This is a genomic window from Mycobacterium sp. PO1, assembly GCF_017312405.1.
In the GTDB taxonomy this organism is placed as follows: Bacteria; Actinomycetota; Actinomycetes; order Mycobacteriales; family Mycobacteriaceae; genus Mycobacterium.
Genome location: NZ_BLTG01000069.1, coordinates 12,489 through 34,389, shown reverse-complemented (window position 1 = coordinate 34,389; position 21,901 = coordinate 12,489). Strand labels below are relative to the sequence as shown.

Annotated in this window: 9 protein-coding genes; 4 read left to right on the top strand and 5 right to left on the bottom strand. The window is 69.9% G+C overall.

Annotated elements, in window-relative coordinates; translation table 11 throughout:
• A partial coding sequence (locus J3476_RS20525; protein ID WP_207068209.1) for an acyl-CoA dehydrogenase family protein occupies window positions 1-1,306 on the top strand: 1,306 nt, incomplete at its 5' end.
• Window positions 1,307-1,487: 181 nt separating this feature from the next.
• On the top strand, window positions 1,488-1,664 hold the full coding sequence (locus J3476_RS20520; protein ID WP_207068210.1) for a hypothetical protein: 177 nt from the start codon (window positions 1,488-1,490) through the stop codon (window positions 1,662-1,664).
• 9 nt (window positions 1,665-1,673) lie between these two features.
• On the opposite strand, the gene J3476_RS20515 is transcribed toward J3476_RS20520, so the two are convergent.
• Window positions 1,674-2,177, bottom strand: coding sequence for a flavin reductase family protein (locus tag J3476_RS20515; protein WP_207068208.1), 504 nt, complete (start codon window positions 2,175-2,177; stop codon window positions 1,674-1,676).
• A gap of 109 nt (window positions 2,178-2,286) precedes the next feature.
• On the opposite strand from J3476_RS20515, the gene J3476_RS20510 reads away from it, so the two are divergent.
• Window positions 2,287-2,961, top strand: coding sequence for a GAP family protein (locus tag J3476_RS20510; RefSeq protein WP_207068207.1), 675 nt, complete (start codon window positions 2,287-2,289; stop codon window positions 2,959-2,961).
• A gap of 9 nt (window positions 2,962-2,970) precedes the next feature.
• Here J3476_RS20510 and pe read toward each other — a convergent pair whose 3' ends face one another.
• From pe to J3476_RS20490, 4 genes are all read right to left on the bottom strand, one after another.
• Window positions 2,971-4,122: an acyltransferase PE gene (pe, locus tag J3476_RS20505; protein ID WP_207068206.1), complete on the bottom strand. Its 1,152-nt coding sequence runs from the start codon at window positions 4,120-4,122 to the stop codon at window positions 2,971-2,973.
• A gap of 37 nt (window positions 4,123-4,159) precedes the next feature.
• On the bottom strand, window positions 4,160-5,914 hold the full coding sequence (locus tag J3476_RS20500; RefSeq protein WP_207068205.1) for an AMP-binding protein: 1,755 nt from the start codon (window positions 5,912-5,914) through the stop codon (window positions 4,160-4,162).
• Between the two features lie 158 nt (window positions 5,915-6,072).
• Window positions 6,073-9,090, bottom strand: a complete 3,018-nt coding sequence (locus J3476_RS20495) for an RND family transporter (RefSeq protein ID WP_207068204.1) — start codon at window positions 9,088-9,090, stop codon at window positions 6,073-6,075.
• 36 nt (window positions 9,091-9,126) lie between these two features.
• Entirely contained in the window at window positions 9,127-10,548 is a 1,422-nt protein-coding gene (locus J3476_RS20490) for a condensation domain-containing protein (RefSeq protein WP_207068203.1), read from the bottom strand.
• Between the two features lie 231 nt (window positions 10,549-10,779).
• Here J3476_RS20490 and J3476_RS20485 point away from each other — a divergent pair, with 231 nt between their 5' ends.
• The gene (locus J3476_RS20485) at window positions 10,780-21,876 is read left to right on the top strand and encodes a type I polyketide synthase (RefSeq protein WP_207068202.1); all 11,097 of its coding nucleotides are present in this window, start codon (window positions 10,780-10,782) and stop codon (window positions 21,874-21,876) included.
• Window positions 21,877-21,901 lie beyond the last annotated feature (25 nt).

The window sequence follows — 21,901 nt, the reverse complement described above, 5'->3', positions numbered from 1 at the left end:
ATGGTGCACCAGTGAGCGCTCGCGCGAAGATCAGACCGGTACCGATGAGCGCGACGGGGTCGCCTTCCGGGCCACCGGCGAGAAGTACTACATCGGTAACGGCAACGTCGCGGGGATGGTGTCGGTGTTCGGGCGCCGCACCGACGTCGAGGGCGCCAACGGCTACGTCTGGTTCGTCGCCGACAGCGGCCACAAGAACTACGAGCTGCTCGGCAACGTCGTGCACGGACAGATGTACGTCAGCAACTTCCGGCTGACCGATTACCCGGTGTACGAGGAGGACATCCTGTGCACCGGGCCCGAGGCTTTCTCTGCCGCCCTGAACACCGTCAACGTGGGCAAATTCAACCTGTGCAGCGGCTCGATCGGGATGTGCGAGCACGCCTTCTACGAGGCGATCACCCACGCCAACAACCGCATCCTGTACGGCAACCCGGTCACCGACTTTCCGCACGTGCGGGCCAGCTTCGTCGACGCCTACGCCCGGTTGATCGCGATGAAGCTGTTCAGCGACCGCGCCATCGACTACTTCCGCAGCGCGGGGCCAAAGGACCGGCGCTACCTGCTGTTCAACCCGGTGACCAAGTCCAAGGTCACCTCCGAGGGTGAGACGGTGGTGACGCTGCTCTGGGACGTCCTGGCCGCCAAGGGTTTCGAGAAGAACACCTACTTCTGCGAGGTTGCCCGGCTGATCGGAGCGCTCCCCAGGCTCGAAGGCACGGTGCACGTCAACGTCGCCCAGATCCTCAAGTTCATGCCCAACTTCATGTTCAATCCCACCGACTACCCGCCGATCGGCACCCGGCACGACGCGAGCGACGACGTGTTCTTCTGGTCGCAGGGTCCGGCCCGCGGCGCGTCGAAGGTCCAGTTCGCCGACTGGGCCCCGGTGTACGAGAGGCACCTCGACATCCCCAACGTCGCCGTCTTCTACGAGCAGGTGCAGGCGTTCAAGGAACTGCTCTCCACCGCGGCGCCCGACGCCGACCAACAGCGCGACCTGGACTTCGTGCTCGTGGTCGGGCACCTGTTCACGCTGGTGGTGTACGGACAGTTGATCCTCGAGCAGGCCGAGTTGACGGGGCTCGATACCGACTTCCGCGAGCTCGTCGACCAGATCTTCGACGTTCAGGTCCGCGACTTCTCCGCCTACGCCGTCGCGTTGCACGGCAAGCCCAGTTCGACCGCGGCACAGCAGGCGTGGGCGTTGTCGTCGGTCCGGAAGCCGGCCACCGACTCGGCGCGCTTCGACCGGGTGTGGGGCCACGTGCGGGACTACGACGGCGCCTACGCCATGCGCCCCTGACCGTGATCGGCGGCTTCGAGCACTGGGCTCGGGAAGGGTTCGCGATCCAGTAGGAGCAGGGCCGGACGCGCCGCCCCGCGGACCGGCGTCCCGACACGCGCGATCGACACCGACGAGGATTCCCGCACGCCGGTATGGACACCCGGAGCGGGGGTACGCTGCAGGAAGCAGCCAGTCAACGATGAAAGGCAGCATTGTGTCGCTCCAAGCACCCCAGAGCATCAACGACATCCGTACCGCGATCCGCGAACTGAGTGCCCGCGCACAGCTCGCCCGCAAAGAGGGGCGGAGCGCTGATGCCGCCGAACTGGACCGGCGCATCGCGCATTACCGCGAGGAGCTCAGCGCGCGCCCCTGACGCGGGCGGTCAACTGCCCAGCCGGCGAAAGGCGCTGCGGTGAAACACGATCGGGGGCACCTCCGGATCGACCCTGATGTCGCAGACACGCAGCACCACGATGGTGTGGTCGCCGGCGGGTACCAGCTGATCGATCGCACTTTCCAGCCACACGCTGGTCCCGTGGACGAACACCGCGCCGCGGTCGGTCGAGGTCGTCTCCAGCCCTGCGAACCGGTCGCCCGTCTTGGCCGCCAGCGTGCGTGCCGCGGCGTCGTGGGATTCACCGAGCACGCTGATGCCCAGATACGGCGCGTCGGCGAGTTTGGGCCAGGTGGTCGACGTGTTCTGCACGCAGAACGACACCAGCGGCGGCTCCAGCGACACCGGGACGAACGTGCTGGCCGCCAGACCGACGCGGGCACCGTCGACCTCCGCCGCGATCGCGATGACCCCGCTGGGGAAATGACCGAAGGCCTCCCGCAACGACGTCGGGTCGAGGCCGGCAGCCGGATGGGTCCCTGAACCACTCATCGTGATCCATCCTCGCACGTGCCGTCGGCGCCGGGTCCGCGGCCGGTAACGTGACGCGCATGCCGAACCCGTCCGCGCGGCGCGGCGCCTAGCGGTACGACGCCTCACCATGTGGATGCCGCTTCTGGCGATGGCCATCGCCGTCAGCGTGGAGCCGTTTCGGATCGGCATGACGGTGGTGATGATCAATCGACCCCGCCCGGGCCTGCAGTTGCTCGCCTTCCTGCTGGGTGGCTTCGCGATGGGCATCGCGGTGGGCGTGGTGGTGCTGTTCATCCTGCGACCCGCGCTGGGGTCGGCGCACTTCACCCTGCCCCGGGTGCAGATCGTGGTGGGCGCGGTGGTGCTGCTCAACGCGGCGCTGGTGGCTGCCGGGGTGATCGGGGGCCGGCGCCGCGACGGAGCCGACAGCCTCCCGGGCCGCCTGGTGGCGCCGCTGATCGCCCGGGCCAAACAGCTGCTCGGCGGCCGCTCGCTGTGGACCGCGGGCGCCGCGGGTCTGGGCATCGCTCTGCCCTCCGTGGACTACCTGGCCGCGCTGGCACTGATCGTGGCCTCCGGCACCGCGGCAACGATCCAGTTCGGAGCCCTGGTGGTGTTCAATGTCGTGGCGTTCGCGCTGGTGGAGATACCGCTGCTGTGCTATCTGGTGGCCCCGAACCGCACCCGGGCCGCCCTGTCGACGCTGTACGACTGGGTGCGGCTGCGGGGCCGGTACGGGGTGGCGGCGCTGCTGGTCGTGGTCGGCGCCGTGCTGATCGGGGTGGGGCTGTCCGGGTTGTAGCCGGGCGAACTAGCCGGTCGGCGGGTTGTTCAGCACGTATTGCAGGCCGGAGAGCAACTGCGACACCGGATCCGCGCCACCACCGAACGCGGCCTGCGTGGCCGGGGCGGTGACGGCCGCGGGGTCGTAGCCGTTGACGGGGTCCACGGTGACCGGGGCGGTCGCCGGGTCGTCGTTGCGCGAGTAGCCGGCGTCCACGTACGGCTTGAGCACCGCGTCGAGCTCGATCAACGTCTCCTTGGGCACGCCGAGGTACTTGAACGGCAGCACCAGCGGGAGGTGCTCCTCGGGGATCATGTACGTCGTCGTCGTGGCGCCGCGAGAGTTGACGCTGGTTCGGATGTTCTGCGGCGGCACCATGCTCGGGTCGGTGAACGCCACCGCGGTGTGGCCGGTCGCCAGCCCCACGATCGCGTTGGCCACCGACAGCCAGTTGTCCGGGCGGTCGGGCCAGTCGGCGATGCTGTCGTAGGCGGAGATGAACTGGTAGGTGTCGTACTGGCTCTCCACCGGCGCCGGGATCCGGTAGTCCAGCGAGGGCACCACGCTGCCGACGGGGAAGTTCTGCGTCAGGAAACTCTCGCCGAAGGCGTGGCGCGCCACCGGGTCCCCGTACATGGCAAAGCTCAACTGGTCCGGAGGCGGGGCGGCCGGGTCGTAAGCCAGGCGCGCCTGCACGTCGTTGAGCACCATCGCGCCCTCGGAAAGACCGATCGCGGTGCCCTGTCCGCCCTCCCGGATCGCGGCGATGGTGTCGGGCGAACCGACGTCGACGGACTCGCCGACGCTGGGGCCGTCGAGGCCGAGGCCGGGCACGAAGCGGTCCCCGAAGGCGCCGATACCCGGGAAGAGCCGCTCCAGGGTGTGGCCCTGGACCTGGCCGGCCGGGTAGTCGACGATCTGGCGGTCCAGTCCGGGGAACCAGTCCGCGCCGGTGCGCATGATGTATTCGTCGTAGGGGATCCCGAGCACGTGCGCGCCGCCCAACGCGTAGGCGCGTCCCGGGGTGCCCAGCGCCGGTGCCCCACCCGCCTCGGCGGCGGGCCCAGGCGGCGGGGCCGGCGCGGGGCCGGGCTCATCGGCTGCGGCGGTGCCGAACCCGAGCCAGCCTGCGGCGCCGATGGTGCTCAGCGCGGTGCCGAACGCGACCAGACGCCTCACTGCTTCCCCCACCTACTCGGCTGCACTGGCTCAGACCTTACTCCGCCACGGCGTCGAGCCGGATGAACTCGTTGTTGCGGTACTGCTCGACGCAGGCGGCACGGCGGATCTTGCCGCTGGTGGTCGTCGGGATCGAGCCGGAGGACACCAGCACCAGATCGCCGACGCTCAACCCGTGCGCGGTCGAGATCGCCGCGGTGACCTGACTTCTGACGTCGTCGAACCGGCGGCGTGCGGCGCTGTCGAGGTCGGCCGGCCGCTTGAGCTCGACGACGGCCACCAGTTCCTCGGTGCCGCGCACCGGAACCGAGACCGCTGCCACCCGGCCGCCGGTGATCGCCTGCACCGTCGCCTCGATGTCCTCCGGGTAGTGGTTGCGGCCCCGGATGATCAGCAGGTCCTTGATGCGGCCGACGATGAACAGCTCGCCGGCGTGCAGGAACCCCAGGTCCCCGGTGCGCAGCCACGGCCCGGCCGGCGTGCCCGGCGACGGGTCGACGATCGTCGCGCCGAAGCCGACCTGCTCGGCGGACGGGCGCCCCCAGTACCCGTCGGCGACGTTGTCGCCGTGCACCCAGATCTCGCCGACGGCGTCCGCAGCGCATTCGCGTCCGGACTCGCCGTCGACGATGCGCACCGTCGGGGACTGCGGCACCCCGTACCGGACAAGCGCGGTGCCCTGTCCCGCCGGGCACGGCCGCACCTGACGCTGCGCCAACGCCTCGGCGTCGAAGAACGCCGCCGGCGCCGACTCGTCCCACGTTCCCGTCGCCACGAACACCGTCGCCTCGGCCAGACCGTAGGCCGGGCGCATCATGTGGTCGCGGAAGTCGAAGTGGGCGAACCGGTCGACGAAGCGGTGCAGGGTGGCCGGCTCGACCCGTTCGGCGCCACTGATGATGCCCACCACCCCGCCCAGGTCCAGACCGGCGAGATCGGTGTCGGTGGTCTTGCGGGCCGCCAGGTCGAACGCGAAGTTCGGCGCCGACGACCACGCGTGCGGGTTCTCGGCGAGAGCGCGCACCCAGCGGGACGGCTTCTCCAGGAACGCCACCGGACTCATCAGCTGCGCGCGCCGGCCGCACAGGATCGGGGCGCACACCCCCAGTACCAGGCCCATGTCGTGATAGAAGGGCAGCCACGACACCAGCGTGGCGTCCGGGGGCAGCGGCGCGGCCGCGAAGAAGCTGCGCATCAGCTGCTCGAAATTCACGGTCAGGTTGCGGTGCGAGAGCATCACCCCGGTCGGTTGACGCGTCGAACCCGAGCTGTACTGCAGATACGCCAGGCTCTGCGCGCCAACAGGTTCCAGCCCCGCTCCGACCGGATCGGCGTCCAGGTCCAGCCCGTCGATCTCGACGAGCTGCGGCGGCGAAGCCAGGTCGGCCTTCGCCACGTAGTCACCGACGTCGACCGCGGCCGCCGACGTCGTCAGCACCACCGCGGGCTCGGTGTCGGTGAGCACCGCACCGACGCGTTCGTGACCCGACCCCGGGAACGGCAGCGGCAACGGCACCGCGACCAGACCGGCCTGCAGCGCACCCAGGAACGCCAGGATGTACTCCAGGCCCTGCGGGGCCAGGATCACCGCCCGGTCGCCGGCCGATCCGTGCCGCCGCAGCTGCCCGGCCACGTTCATCGTCCGTCGCGCCAGCTGCGACCACGTCAGACTCTCCGCGACGCCGGCGGGGTCGCGGTCGTAGTGGGTGAACGTGAACGCGATCTCGTCGGGACGCAGGCTGGCACGCCCGTGCAACATCGACAGGAGCGTCGACTCAGACGGTGTTGTCACGATGGGTCCGTATCAGCTCGTCGAGTCATGAGTGGTGGCACAGGGTCATCAGGGGTGGCACAGGGTCATCAGGGGTGGCACAGGGTCATCAGGGGTTGCACAGGGGTGGGCCTCGGTCTCGTAGTTTCACATGGATCAGGGGGCACTGCCGACCTCGGTCAGTCGATCTCTGCCGGCGCCCGCGACGCCGACCGGCGCGGTCCGATCTGCGGGGGCTTGGACGGCCACCAGTTCGCCTTGCCGACCAGCGCGGCGATGGCGGGCACCGTGATGGTGCGGACGACGAACGTGTCCAGCAGGATGCCGACCCCGATCACGAATCCGCCCTGAACCACGATGCCGATGCTGGAGAACAACAGCCCGGCCATCGACGCCGCGAAGATCAGCCCCGCCGCGGTGATCACCCCGCCGGTGGACCCCAGGGTGCGGATGACGCCGTAGCGCACGCTGTGCGGCGACTCGTCGCGCATCCGCGACACGAACAGCATGTTGTAGTCCGCGCCGACGGCCACCAGCACCACGAACGCCAGCGGCGGCACGCTCCAATGCAGTTGCTGATCCAGGAGCACCTGGAAGAACAGCACACCGATGCCGATGGCCGCGAAATAGGACAACACCACCGAGCCCACCAGGTAGAAGGGCGCGACCAACGAACGCAGCAGCACCATCAACGTCAGCAGCACGACGATCAACGTCACGATGATGATGAAGCGGATGTCGCGCTCGTAGTAGTCGCGGGTGTCGCGCAGCGCGGCGGGGAAGCCCCCCATCGAGATCGACGCGTCGGACAGGGTGGTGTTGGGCTGCGCGCCGCGGGCGACGTCACTGATGACGTTGACCTGGTCCATCGCCTCCGGGCTGAACGGATTCAGCTCGGTCTGCACCAGGTAGCGCGCCGATCGGCCGTCCGGGGACAGGAACGCCTCGGCGGCCTGCTGGAACTCCACGGCGTTGAGCACCTCGGCAGGGATGTTGAACCCGGCCATCGTCGAGCCCGACGCCTCGGCGCGCATCGTCAGCAGGAACGCCGAGGCCTGATCCAGACCGGCGGCCATCACCTTGATCTGTTCGACGAGCTGATCGACGCCACCCGCCACCTGACGGCTGCCGTCGGCCAGCCGGTCGGCGCCGTCCCGCACGTCGGCCAGCCCGGCCTGCGCGCCGGCGGGCGAGTCCAGCCCCAGGTCGGCTGCGGCCGCGGTCAGCGTGGCGAGCGCGTCGTTGAGCTTGTTCACGGTGGCGGTCAGGCTCTGCCGGTCGTCGACGCCCTGCAGCTCGCCGGCCAGCTGGTTGATCTCGTCGACGCGACCGTCGTTGCGGGCGGCGATCACCTTCTCGAACTGGGCGCGGGTCTCGACGCAGGACGGGTTGGCGTCGCACACCCGGTTGCCCTGCAGCGCCGTGAGCACCGGACCGATCCAAGCGAACATGTCGCGCACGGCCCGGAAGTTGACCCCCATCGACAGGCCCAGCTTGTTGACGCTGTCGACGAGCTTGGCCGCGGTTTCGACGTCGCGCACGAGCTTCTCGCCGCCGTACTCGGCGCGCACCGACGAGAACGTGCCGATCAGGCTCTGCAGGCTGGGCGCGATCTCGTCGACCTGGGCACGCACGTCGTCGAGGGTGTCGGCCAGCGTGTTCGCCCCGTCGGCGAGTTCGTTGAGGTCCCCGGAGCGCTCCCCGATCTGGGCGGAACCCGCGGCCAGCCGGTCACCGACGATGCCCGCCTGGAACGTCGCCCGGAACTCCGGGGGCACCTCACCCAGCGGGCGGGTGACGCCCATGACCCGGGCGACGTCGGGCAGCTGGGCGATGCGGGAGGCCATCTGCTCGAGGTCGGCCAGCGCCTGGGGGGTGCGCAGGTCGTGCGGCGATTGGACGAGCACGTACTGCGGGATCGACTGGCTGATCGGGAAGTGGCGTTCCAGGGCGGCGTAGCCGACCGAGCTGGGCGCGGAGTCCGCGACGGCCTTGCGGTCGTCGTAGTTGAAGGTGGCCAGCGTCGCGCCACCGGCCAGCAGCGCGAGCACCAGCACGCTGGCGACCAGGTGGGGCACCGGCCGCCGGACGATGCGGATGCCGGAACGGCGCCAGAACCGGGCGGTCAGTTCCCGGCGCGGTTTGACCCAGCCGCGCGGCCCGGCCAGTACCAGGATCGCCGGCAGCAGCGTCACCCCGGCCAGGTAGGCGACACCGATGCCGATCGCCGCCGACACCCCGATGGTGCGGAAAACCCCCATCTGGGCGAAGCTCATGACGAGAAATGTGATGCCCACCGTGAGCGCCGACGCGGTGATGACCTTGCCGATGGAGATCATCGCCCGGGTGACCGCCTGGTCGTAGCCGGCGCCGGAACGCAGATAGTCGTGGTAGCGGCTGATCAGGAACACCGCGTAGTCCGTCCCGGCGCCGGCCATGATCGCGCTGAGGAACACGATCGACTGGTTGGACACCCCCGAGCCCGTCAGCTGCGAGTAGCCGGCCACCACGGCCTGCGCGATCAGCAGCGACGACCCGATGGTCACCAGCGGCAACAGCATGGTCAGCGGATTGCGGTAGACCAGCAGCAGCACGCCCAGCACCAGCACCGCGATGGCGATCTCGATGGGCAACCGGTCCTGTTGGCCGGCCACGGTCAGGTCGGCGACGGTGGCCGCGGGCCCGGTGACATAGACGTCCAGACCGTCGCCCGAGGCGCCGGTGGCGGTGTGGTGATCGACGATCGTCGACACCCGGTTGAACGACTCGTAGGACCGGGGGGTGCCCAATTCGCCGTCGAGACTGACCGGCAGCACCCAGGTCGTCTTGTCCTCGCTGGTCATGAACTGGCGCAGCTGCGGGGTGCTGATGAAGTCCTGCACCGACACCACGTCGGTGATGTCGTCACGCAATGCGTCCACCACGTCGCGGTAGACCGCTTCGTCGTCCCGAGTCAGCCCGGACTCGTTGATGAACGCGACGACCATCAGGTTGTCCGAGCCGGTCTCACCGAACGCCTCGGCCATCTTGGTGGCGGTGACGCTCGACGGCGCGTCGCTGGGCAGGATGACCAGGGGGTGCCGCTCGGCCATCTCGCCGAGCGAGGGAAACGTCAGCGGCAGCGCGAGCGCCATCGCCACCCAGACCCCGATCACGGCCCAGGGCCAGCGCACCACGACGCCGGCTAGTTTCCGCATGTCACCTGCATGTCGCTCTCACCTCGCTGCGCCCCGTCAGGCGACGCGTCCCCAATGACCGTTGTCGGCGACCTGCCCGCACACCGACCGCATCGCCTGCAGATAACGCGTGACGGACTTCTCGGCGACCGGATTGTCCGGATGCATGATGGCCATCACGGTGCCCTCGCCGTAGCGGAATATGTAAATCGTCAGTTGATACGAGAACCGGCCGTCGGGGTAGATGCCGATGTTGTCGGCCAGGCCCATGTCACCGGCGGCCAGAATGGCGTTGAGCGGAGCGGCGCCGCCATGCAGGAAATTCGAGACCGGGAAATTCGGTTGCGGCCATTTCAACCACGGCGCCAACTCGAGCACCCGGTAATACGGCACCTTCGCCATGTTCAAACCGGAATCGAACGACGACTGGGCCGACCACGCGGCTTCGCCGAATGACGCCGCCCCGATCGGCACCGTGATCGGGATGAGCCCGGTGAACCATCCCTGGGTCATGAAATTGTCTCCGGCGTTGCGCGAATCCCGCGGAGTCAACCCGTAATAGGTCAACGTGCCGGTCAATTCGTGCTCGACCTGAGCGAGGCAGGCGAACAATCCGCCCACGAAACGCGCACCCGCGCCGGCACAGGAGGCATCGAAACGTTCCGTCTGCGCTGCGTCCATCAGCACTTCTGACGTCATTCTGCTGCTCACCGATTCCTGCGGGTCACCCAGCGGCAGCGGGAATTCGGGGAAACCGCCGTCGTTGTTCTCGGCGAAATCGATCCACGCCTGCACGCCGGGAGAATCCACATCCAGATCCGCGGTGTATTCGCGTTCGCGGACGCAGAATGCGTCGAAACTGCCGGCGTCGGGAAGGGTGAGCGCCGATCCGCCGCCACTGAGCGCCGAATACATTCCGTTGGCTTCCAGCATCGTGGTACCGATCAGGGTGGCGTCGCCGTGGACGTGGTCCATGGACGCGAAGAACGTGAAGAATTCGTCGTTCTGAATGACCCCGAACGTGAAGCAACCCCATTCCAACGGATTCGGGATGGCCACCACGTGCTCGTGAATCTGCTCGACGGTCATCTCACCGTGTTCGATCGGCACGAATTCGATGTCGGCCGGATCCTCGAGCGCGTGCCGGATGAATTCGTTGTCACCGACATGTCTGAACCAGCTGCGAAAAGTGTCGTGCCGGCGCAGGTAGGCGTTGACGGCATGGTCCATCGCCGCGATGTCACACTGGCCCGCGACGTCACAGCTGGCGATGATCTGGCGGGAGAAGTTCAATCCCGCCGCGGCACGGTCACAGTAGTTACGAAGATGCTGGCCCTGCATGTAGCTGACCGGCACCGAACTGACGGGCGCCTGCCGGGCCTTGTCCTGCGCTTCCGCCGTCGGATGCCATGAGACGACAGCACCCGGGGTCAGCGACCATTCGTCAAGTCCGCCAACCGTGATCTTGCCGATGCGCAAAACTCGACCCTCCCGAATACACCCCGCTCAGTCGACCCCGGAACCGGCGCCGACTACTGCTCGATCAACATACCGGTGCCGCCGTTCCGCGCCGCCCCAGCCCGGGACAGCAACACCCCACACGGCACCTGCACACGTGCCATAGTGTCCGTCGGGGGAAGTCGATCTCAGGGCGCGACAGGTGACCTGTGCAGTCAGATTCTCACCGTCGAAGCAAGGGAGTACAACGGCATGGGATCCGCCGAGCATCCGACCGGGCAGCCCCCGCGGTTCGCCGTCATCGGCTACGCGGCGCGCTTCCCGGGCGCCCCGGACACCGACCGGTTCTGGGACATGCTGCGGGCAGGCCGCGACGCCATCTCAGAGGTCCCCGGTGACCGCTGGGACGTCGACGAGTTCTTCGACGCGGAGCCGGGCACGCCGGGCAAGGTGGTCACCCGGCGCGCGGGTTTCGTCGAGGACGCGACAGGCTTCGACGCTCCGTTCTTCGGGATGTCGACCCGCGAGGTCCGGTTGATGGACCCCCAGCACCGGCTGCTGCTGGAGACCGCGTGGCGCGCGGTGGAGCACTCCGGGATCGCGCCGACGTCCCTGGCCGGCAGCAACACCGGCGTGTTCGTCGGGCTGGCCACCCACGATTACCTGGGCATGGCCTCCGACGAACTCACCTACCCCGAGATCGAGGCCTACATGGCCATCGGGACGTCCAACGCGGCCGCCGCGGGCCGGATCAGTTTCCGGTTGGGACTACAGGGCCCGGCGGTCGCCGTCGACACCGCCTGCAGTTCATCGCTGGTGGCCATCCACCAGGCGTGCCAGGCGCTCCGCCTCGGCGAGTGCGACCTGGCGCTGGCCGGTGGGGCGAACGTGCTGCTCACGCCCGCCACGATGATCACCTTCTCCAGCGCGCACATGTTGGCGCCCGACGGCCGCTGCAAGACGTTCGACGCGGCCGCCGACGGATATGTGCGCGGCGAGGGCTGCGGCGTCATCGTCGTCAAACGCCTCGAGGATGCGCTTCGCGACGGCGACCGGATCCGCGCGGTCATCCGCGGCAGCGCCATCAACCAGGACGGTGCGTCGGGCGGGCTGACGGTGCCCAACGGCGTGGCCCAGCAACGGGTGATCACCGACGCCCTGGACCGCGCTGGGGTCGCCCCCGCCGACGTCGGCTACCTGGAAGCCCACGGCACCGGGACGTCGCTGGGCGATCCGATCGAAGCTCAGGCCGCGGGCGCGGTGCTCGGTGCCGGGCGCCCCGCCGACCGGCCGCTGCTGATCGGGTCGGTCAAGACGAACATCGGCCACCTCGAGGCGGCCGCCGGGATCGCCGGGGTCATCAAGGTCATCCTGTCGTTGGAGAACGAGATGCTGCCGCGGCATCTCAACTTCGAGAAGCCCTCGCCGCACATTCCGTGGGACCGGCTGGCGGTCGAGGTCGTCACCGATCCCGTGCCGTGGGAGCGCAACGGCCTCCCCCGCATCGCCGGGGTCAGTTCGTTCGGGTTCGCGGGCACCAACGCCCACGTCATCCTCGAAGAGGCGCCACCGGCGGCGGAGCCGCTTGTGAGCCCGGCGGCGGAGCCGCTCATGGGCCACGCGGCGGAGCCGCTGATGGGCCACGCGGCGGAGCCGCTCATGGGCCGCGCGGCTGAGCCGGCCAACGTCACCGCGGCCGCGCCGGACGCCGGCTACCGCCTGCTGCCGCTGTCCGCCCGCACCCCGGCCGCCCTGGCGACCCTCGCCGACCGGTACCGCCATTGGCTGGTCGAGCATCCCGAGGCCACGCTGGCCGACGTCTGCTTCACCGCGGGCACGGCGCGTGCCCACCTGGAGCATCGCGCGGCACTGGTGGTCGACTCCAAAGACTCGGCGCTCGAACTCCTCGGCGCGCTGGCCGACGACCGGCCTGCTCCGGGGCTGGTGCGCGGCGAGTCCCACGAGTCGCCGAAGACGGCATGGTTGTTCACCGGGCAGGGCAGCCAGTACCCCGGCATGGCCCGCGAGTTGTTCGACACCGAGCCGGTGTTCGCCGACACGCTGCGACAGTGCGCCGACGCGGTCGCCGATGTTCTCGAAAAGCCCTTGCTCGACGTGATCTTCGGGTCCAGCGACGAGGAGCTGCGCCAGACGTCTGCCGCGCAGCCCGCCCTGTTCGCGGTGGAGATGGGCCTGGCCCGGCTGTGGCAGTCGTGGGGGTTGGAGCCGGACGTGGTGCTGGGCCACAGCGTCGGCCAGTACTCGGCGGCGTGTGTGGCCGGCGTCTTCGAACTGGCCGACGGGGCACGGCTGATGGCCGAGCGCGGCCGCCTGTTCGGCAGCCTGCCCGCCGGCGGGCGGATGGTCGCGGTGTTCACGGCCCCGGATCGGGTCGAGCCGCTGACCGACGAGTTCCCCACTCTGTCGGTGGCCGCCTACAACGGTGCGAACACCGTGCTGTCCGGACCGGCCGACGACCTCGCGCAGGCGATCTCGGGACTGGTCGCTGCCGGGGTGCGCTGCGACTGGCTCGACACCAGCCACGCCTTCCACTCCGCGCTGCTCGATCCGATCCTCGACGAATTCGAGTCGTTCGCAGCACAGTTCGAGGTCAACCAGCCGCAACGGATCCTGATCGACAACCGGACCGGGGCTGCGCTGGGACGCAGTGTGAAACTCGACGGGACCTACTGGCGGCGGCACGCACGCCAACCGGTCGAGTTCGCCAAGAGCGTGCGCACCCTCGCCGAGATGAACTGCAGGGTGCTGGTCGAGATCGGTCCGCGACCCGTTCTGACCGCCGCGGCGCTGGGCGCCTGGCCGGACCCGACGACCACGCCGCGGGTGATCGCGTCTCTGCGCCCGACCACCGCGGACCACCGCCAGATCACCGAGGCCCTCGCCGATGCCTACGTGCTGGGTCACCTGCCCGACTTCGCCGCGCTGCGCCGGCCGGAGGCGCGCAAGCTGGATCTGCCGACCTACCCGTTCGAGCGGCGTCAGTACTGGTTCTCCGACGGCCGCGACGGCACGGTCGATTCCGCTGCACCGCAACGCCTCAGCGGTCCCCGCACCGAGGCCGTCGGCCTCCTGGAGGACGGGCGCATCGCCGAGCTCGCGGCACTGCTGGACAGCGCGGGCGACGAGCAGACGGTGGCTGTTTTGAACAAGCTTGCCGCACAGCACAATCAGCAACGCACCACCCAGGCGATCACCGACGACCGCTACGAGATCCACTGGCAGGAAGCCTCGTCGTTCCGCACCTCGGCCGGCGTGAGTGCGACCTGGGTCCTGGTCGGTGACCCCGCGGCGGCCCAGCCCCTCGTCGACGTGCTGACCACACGCGGCCAGCGGTACGAGTCGGTCGCACTGCCGGCATCGGATGCCGACGCCGAGCAGCTCGCCGCCGCGCTGCGCACCCTGGCCGAGGATGGTTCGGCGGTGCGTGTTGTGCACCTCGCCGCGTTGGACGCGAACCCGTCTGCGGCGGCCGGCCCGTCGATGCGCTCACTGCTGCGGATGCAGCACCGCACCCTGAGCGGCACGCGGCGGCTGTTCCGCGCGGCCGCAGCCGCCGAACTGCGCAGCCCGATCTGGCTGGTGACCCGGGGCGCGCAACAGGCGACCGATGCCGACACGGTGAGCCCCGAGCAGAGCTGTCTGTGGGGCTTCGGCCGCGCCGCTGCTCTGGAATTGCCACAGCTGTGGGGCGGACTCGCCGACCTGACCGCAGACCGCGACATCGCGGCACACGAATGGGCCCGCCTCGTCGACCTGATCGGGGGCCCACCCGACTCGGCCGCCCGGGAAGACCAGGTCGCGATCCGCGACCAGGCGGTGCTGGTCCCCCGTCTGGTCCGCCGGTCCGGCCGGCCCGGGGCGGACCCGCTGCCGCTGCGCGACGACGCCACCTATCTGGTGACCGGCGGACTGGGGGCGATCGGACTGGAGATCGCCGGGTATCTCGCCGCCCACGGCGCCGGGCATCTGGTGCTCACGAGCCGACGCGCGCCCGACGACACCACCGCGCAGCGGATCGACGCGCTACGCGCGCAGCACGGTTGCACCCTGCAGGTGATCACGGCCGACGTCGCCGACGCCCACGACGTGGCGCGCCTGTTGGCCGGCATCGCCGCCGACCTTCCGCCGCTGGCCGGCATCGTGCATGCGGCCGGGGAGGTCGGCACCACCCCGCTGAGCGCCCTCGAAGACGCCGAAACCGACCGTGTCTTCGCCGGAAAGGTCTGGGGTGCATGGCATCTCAGTGAGGCCGCGGCTGACCTGAAGCTCGACTTCTTCCTCAGCACCTCCTCGATCGCCTCCGTCTGGGGTGGATTCGGTCAGACCGCCTACGGCGCCGCCAACGCCTTCCTCGACGGACTGTGCCGGTATCAGCGAGACCAGGGCATCGCCGGGATCAGCGTGAACTTCGGCCCCTGGTCGGCCGGTATGGCCGACGAACAGTCCCGCGCGCGGTTGGCGCAGCGCGGAGTGCAGACCCTCTCGCCCGCCGACGCTCTGGCCGGGCTGGCCGACGTCGCGACGACCACGCCCGGGCACGGCGTGGTGGCCCGCATCGACTGGGCCCGCTTCCTGCCGCTGTATCAGCAGGCGGGCCAGCGGGCGTTCCTGGCCGAGATGCAGCAGGGCCTGCCCGCGCAGCCGGTGTCGACGGCTCCGTCCGGAAAGACGGCCCTGGTCGAGAAGCTCACCAATGCCCCTGTGCAGCAGCGCCGCGCGCTGCTGATCGACCACCTGCGCGAAGCGGTGGCCGAGGTGACCCGCATCGACGCCGGCGAGATCCGCGAGGATGCCGGGTTCTTCGATCTCGGCATGGATTCGCTGATGGCTGTGGAGTTACGCCAGCGCATCGAACAGGCTGTGGGCGCCCAGATCCCGGCCACCCTGGCGATGGATCACCCCAGGCTCTCCGATGTGGCGGACTATCTGCTGGCCGACGTACTCGGACTCAGCGGCCAGGCCGCCGCGAAGCCGGCGACCGTGGTCGCCGCCCGGACCGACGAGCCGATCGCGGTCGTAGCCGTGTCCTGCCGCTTCCCCGGCGCACCCGATCCGGAGGCCTTCTGGGACCTGCTGGCCGGTGGTGTCGACGCCATCCGCGAAGTGCCGGAGGACCGCTTCGACATCGACGAGTTCTACGATCCCGATCCCGACGCCGCGGGCAAGACGTACACCCGGTCGGGCGGTTTTCTCGACGAGATCGACGGGTTCGACCCCGAGTTCTTCGGTATCTCACCGCGCGAGGCGGTCTGGATCGAGCCGCAGCAGCGGCTGATGCTGGAGACGGTGTGGGAGGGGCTGGAACGAGCGGGATTCGCGCCGTCGGCCCTGCGCGGTAGCCGCACCGGGGTCTTCGTGGGAGTGGCCGCCAACGAGTACGCCCACCTGCTCTCCGCCGAGCCGATCGACAAGATCGAGCCGCATTTCATCACCGGCAACGCGCTCAACGCGATCTCCGGCCGGGTCGCCTTCGCGCTGGGCTTCGAGGGGCCCGCCGTGGCCGTGGACACCGCATGCAGCTCGGCGCTGGTCGCGGTGCACCAGGCCTGCCAGGCGCTGCATTCCGGCGACTGCGATCTCGCGGTGGCCGGCGGGGTCAACGTGCTGTTGAGTCCCGTCACCGTCGTCGCGGCGTCTCGCGCCCGCATGCTGTCCCCCACCGGGCGGTGCAAGACCTTCGACGCGTCCGCCGACGGCTACGTACGTAGCGAGGGATGCGGCGTGCTGGTGCTCAAGCGGCTCAGCGACGCGGTGCGCGACGGCGATCGGATCAGTGCGGTCATCCCCGCCAGCGCGGTGAATCAGGACGGCGCCTCCAGCGGGTTGACCGTTCCCAACGGCGGCGCCCAGCAGCGGCTCATCTCGACGGTCCTGGCCCGCGCCGGGTTGTCCGGCGGTGACGTCGACTACCTGGAGGCGCACGGCACGGGCACCCCGCTGGGCGACCCGATCGAGGTGCAGGCCGCCGCAGCCGCCTACGGCGACTCCCGCGACGCCGACCGGCCGCTGCTGATGGGATCGGTGAAGACCAACATCGGCCATCTCGAATCCGCCTCCGGTGCAGCCGGTCTGATCAAGGTGGTGTTGTCCCTGCAGCACGGGGTGCTGCCACAGAGCCTGCATTTCGAGCAGCCGTCGCCGCACATCCCGTGGGACTCGCTGCCGGTGCGGGTGGTGGACGAGGCGATGCCGTGGCAGGCCGACGGCAGGCCACGCCGGGCCGGGGTGAGCTCGTTCGGGTTCACCGGCACCAACGCCCATGTGCTGATCGAGGAACCGCCCCAGCCTAATCCGGCTCTGGCCGCAGCTGAGCTTCCGGACACACCGGATACTGCGCCGCAGCCCACCGACCGCTCTGCCGTGCAGGTGTTGCCGCTGTCGGCCCGCTCGCCGGAAGCGCTGGTGACGTTGGCGCAGCGCTACGACAGCTGGTTGAGCACCCACCCGGATGCCGATCTGAGCGACGTGTGCCTGACGGCCGGAACGGGGCGGTCGCATTTCGAACACCGCGCCGCGCTGGTGGTGGACTCGATCGACGGCGCCCGGGCGGCGCTGACCGACCTGGCCGAGAATCGGCTGCGCCCCGGGGTGGTGCGCGGCGAGCACACCCACCGCCCTACGACGGCCTGGTTGTTCACCGGACAGGGCAGCCAGTACCCGGGGATGGCCCGGGAACTGTTCGACACCGAACCGGTCTTCGCCGAGACGGTGACCCGCTGCGCGGAGGCGGTCGCCGACCTGCTTGCCGATCCGCTGCTGGAGGTGCTGTTCGCCACCGACCGGGAGACCGGCGGCAAGGCCGGGGAACGGTTGCGGCACACGTCGTTCGCTCAGCCGGCGCTGTTCGCCGTCGAGATGGGTCTGGCGCGGCTGTGGCAATCGTGGGGTATCGAACCGGACGTCGTCCTCGGTCACAGCGTGGGCCAGTACGCGGCGGCCTGCGTGGCGGGCGTGTTCAGCCTCGAGGACGGTGTGCGGCTGATGGCCGAACGCGGCCGGATGTTCGGCAGCCTGCCCGCGGGTGGGCGGATGGTGGCGGTGTTCACCGACGCCAATCGTGTCGAGGCAGCCGCCGCCCAGTTCCCTCGGGTGTCGATCGGGGCCTACAACGGGCCCAACACCGTGCTCTCGGGCCCCGGCGAGGACCTGGAGCAGATCGTCGCCGGGTTCAGCGCCGACGGCATCCGCTGCACCTGGCTGGAAACCAGTCACGCGTTCCACTCCGAGCTGTTGGACCCGGTGCTCGACGAGTTCGAGGCCTTCGCGGCAGGGATGACGTTCGCCGCGCCCACACTTCCGCTGGTGTGCAATCGCACCGGCACCGTGCTCACCGCCCAGACCCCGATCGATGCCGGGTACTGGCGCCGGCATTCGCGCCAGCCGGTGCAGTTCGCCGAGAGCGTGCGCACCGTGGCGGCGCTGGGGTGCTCGATCCTGATGGAGATCGGGCCGCAGCCGGTGTTGACCGGGGCCGCGGTCCAGGTGTGGCCCGAGCATGTGGCCGCGCCACGGGCCGTCGTCTCACTGCGCAAAGGTGTCGCCGACCGGCGTCAGATCGCCGACGCGCTCGCCGCCGCGTACATCGGTGGCCACCGACCCGATTTCGCGGCGGTCCACGGCCGTGCCGGTCGCCGCGTCGAATTGCCGACCTACCCGTTCCAGCGCCGTCGCTTCTGGCCCCGATCGGCCGGCGTCGCGACGGAGGGTGGCGGTGCCGCCACCTCCGGGATCCCGGGCAGCGCCAAGGATCTCGCGTCCGGCGACACCGTCTTCACCAGCCGGTTGTCGGTCCGGTCGCAGCCCTGGCTCAGTGACCACGTCATCTACGGCACCGTCGTCGTGCCGGGTGCGACCTATGCCGCGATGGCCCTGGCCGCGGTCGGCACCCCCGCACGCGTGCAGAACGTCTTCTTCTACGAGCCGATCATCCTGCCGGAGAAGAGTTCTCGCGAGGTGCAGCTGACGCTGCACCCGCAGGAGGCCGGCGGCTGGACGTTCCAGGTGCACAGCCGGCCCTACGGTCAGCGCGACACCGACTGGTCGCTGAACGCCGAAGGCACGGTGACCGCCGGGCTCGACGACGAGCAGCCCGCCGAACAGGCCGAGGCGGTCGACGACGCGATCGAGCGGTGCACCCGCATGCGCCCGCAGGAGCTGTTCGAGACGTTCGCAGACCTGGAGCTGGCGTGGGGGCCGACGTGGTCGGGCTCGCTGAAGTCGTTGTGGCTCGGCGACGGCGAAGCGATCGGTGACATCCTGGTGGGTGCGGAACTCGCCGAACAGCTCGGCTCCGAACCGATGCACCCGGTGTTGATGGACCTGTGCACCGGCGTCGCGTTCCCGGCGTTCCCGGCACTGCTGGCCGCCGAGCAGGGCGTCAACGACCTGTTCCTGCCGCTGCGGTACGGGCAGGTCACGCTGCGGGAGAAGATGCCGCGCAGGTTCTACTGCCGCGCCAGGTGGCACGCCGCCGAACTGAACAGCGAAACCCAGGTCTTCGACCTCGATTTCGTCGACCGCGACGGCCGCCTGCTGGGCGGGATCCGCGAGTTCACGGTCAAACGCGCACCGCGCGAGGCGCTGCTGCGCGGCCTCGGTGGGGACGCCACCCGCCTGCTCTACACGCTGGGTTGGCATGAGGTCGCGCCACCGGAGCCGCGCGACGACGAGACCGCCGGCACCTGGCTGATCGCCGGGTTCGACGAACTGGCGGCGGCCGTGCCCGGCTGCATCCCGTTCGACCGGGGGCCCGACGCGGCCCCGTTGGGTCAGGTGCTCACCGAGGCGCGGGAACGCGGACTGCCGTTCTCCGGCGTCGTTTGGCGCGCCGCGGCGCCTACCGAGAACGCGGACGCCGACCACGTCGCGGCGCGGCTGGAGACCGAGATCGGTCACCTGCTCAGCGCCGTGCACGCGGTGCAGGGCGGCTCCGGGACCGCACCGGTCACCCTGCCCGACGGATTGTGGATCGTCACCGAGCGCGGGGTCGCCTGCGAGTCCGGCGAGCCCGTCGACCCGGTGCAGGCCGCGCTGTGGGGGTTGGGCCGCACCACCATCAACGAGGAGCCGTCGCTGCGCTGCCGGATGGTCGACGTCGACGGATCGGCGGAAGCCGTGGCGGCGCTGGCCGGGCTGCTCAGCAACCCCGTGACGGAGCCCGAGTGCGCGCTTCGGCAGGGCAAGCTGCTGGCCTCGCGGTTGTTGCCGTGGGCGCGCAGCGGTCATCTGGCGGTGCCGCGGGGCGGTGACTACGTGCTGGCGCCCACCGAGCGCGGCGCGATCGACAATCTGCGGCTGTCCGAGGTGGACGTGGCGCCGCCGGCGGACGGCTACGTGCAGGTCCGGGTCGAGGCCGCGGGGCTGAACTTCCGTGACGTGCTCAACGTCCTGGGCCTCTACCCCGGCGACCCCGGACCGATCGGCGGCGACTTCGCCGGCATCGTCACCCAGGTCGGCGCGGGGGTGAACGGCCTGGAGGTCGGTCAGCGGGTCTACGGCTTCATGCAGGGCGCCTTCTCCAGCCGCTTCAACGTGCCCGCGCAGCTGCTGGCGCCGGTACCCGACGGCCTGGGCCCGGTCGCCGCGGCCACCATTCCGGCCGCTGCGCTCACGGTGCGGTTGGCGTTCGACTGGGCGAAGATCCAGCCCGGCGAACGTGTCCTCGTCCACGCCGCCAGCGGCGGCGTCGGGCTGGCGGCGATCCAGATGGCGCAGCAGCGCGGCGCCACCGTGTTCGCGACCGCGAGCACCTTCAAGCGCGCCACGCTGCGCAAGATGGGTGTCAAGTACGTCTACGACTCCCGCAGCACGGATTTCGCCGACCAGATCCTGGCCGACACCAACGGCGCCGGCGTCGACGTGGTGCTCAACAGCCTCACCAACAACGGGTTCGTCGAGGCGACGGTGCGGGCCACGGCTCCCAACGGTCGCTTCGCCGAGATCGCCAAGCGCGACATCTGGACTCCTGAGCAGATGGCGGCCGCCCGGCCTGACATCGCCTACGAGATCGTCGCGCTGGATGTCACGACGCTGCAGGACCCCGGTCACATCCACCGGCTGTTGACCGAGGTGTCGCAGGGACTGGGCACCGGCGAGTGGGCGCCGCTGCCCGCCGAGATCTACCCGATCACGGAGTCCAGGGCCGCGTTCCGGCGGATGCAGCAGGCTCGCCACATCGGCAAGATCGTGGTCCAGATCCCCCACCCGCTGCAGCCGCGCCCCGACCGCAGCTACCTGATCACCGGTGGACTCGGTGCGGTCGGTCTGCACACTGCGGCGTATCTGGCCCAGCTCGGTGCCGGGGACATCGTGCTGACCAGCCGACGTGCCCCCGATGCCGACACCCAGCGGGTGATCGACGAGATCACCGAGCGTTACCGGTGCCGCGTGCACACGTTTGCCGCCGACGTCGGCGACGACGGCGAGGTGGCCGCGTTGCTGCAGCGGATCCGCGCGGAGTTGCCGCCGCTGGCGGGGGTGGCACACCTGGCCGGTGTCCTCGACGATGCGCTGCTGTCCCAGCAGAGCCTGGAGCGGTTCCGGACCACGTTGGCGCCCAAGGCATTCGGCGCCTGCCATCTGGACCGCCGGACGCGCGAGGACGACCTCGACTTCTTCCTCGTGTCGTCGTCGGTGTCGAGTCTGTTCGGCTCGCCCGGCCAGGCCAACTACGCGGCGGCCAACGCGCTGCTCGACGGCCTGGTGGCGCAGCGGCGTGCGCAGGGGCTGCCGGCGACCGGCATCAACTTCGGGCCGTGGGCGCAGGGCGGCATGGCCTCCTCCGAGGCCGCGGTGGCCAACATCAGTGCCCAGGGTCTGATTCCGCTGGAGCCGTCCGCCGCGTTGAGCGCGATGGCGGAGGTGGTTGCGAACGGCACCGGACAGGCCACGGTGCTCAAGGCCAACTGGCAGCGCGCCGCCAAGGTCCTGGGCAGCTCGCGGCCGCCGATTCTGGACCTCGTGCTGCCGAGCGCCGCCGGGGAGACGACCGGGGACAGTGAGCTGCTGCGCCAGCTGCAGGAGATTCCGGTGCCCCAGCGGGCCGGGTTCGTCACGGAGTTCCTGCAGCGCGAGGTGCAGAACTTCCTGCGGCTGGCTCAGCCGCCGGCCGCGACCAGTAGTTTCCTCGACCTCGGGACGGACTCGTTGATGGCGATCGAACTGCGCAACCGGTTGCACAGCCAGTTCGGTGGCGCGTTCACGATCAACGCCACCGCCGTGTTCGACTATCCGACCATCGGCGGGTTGGCCGAGTACCTCGTCGGGCAGCTGCCTGATGCCGAAGCCGCCGAGCCGGCCCCACAGGAGGAACCACCTGTCACCGAATGATCAGATTCGGTGCCGGGACGCTGCG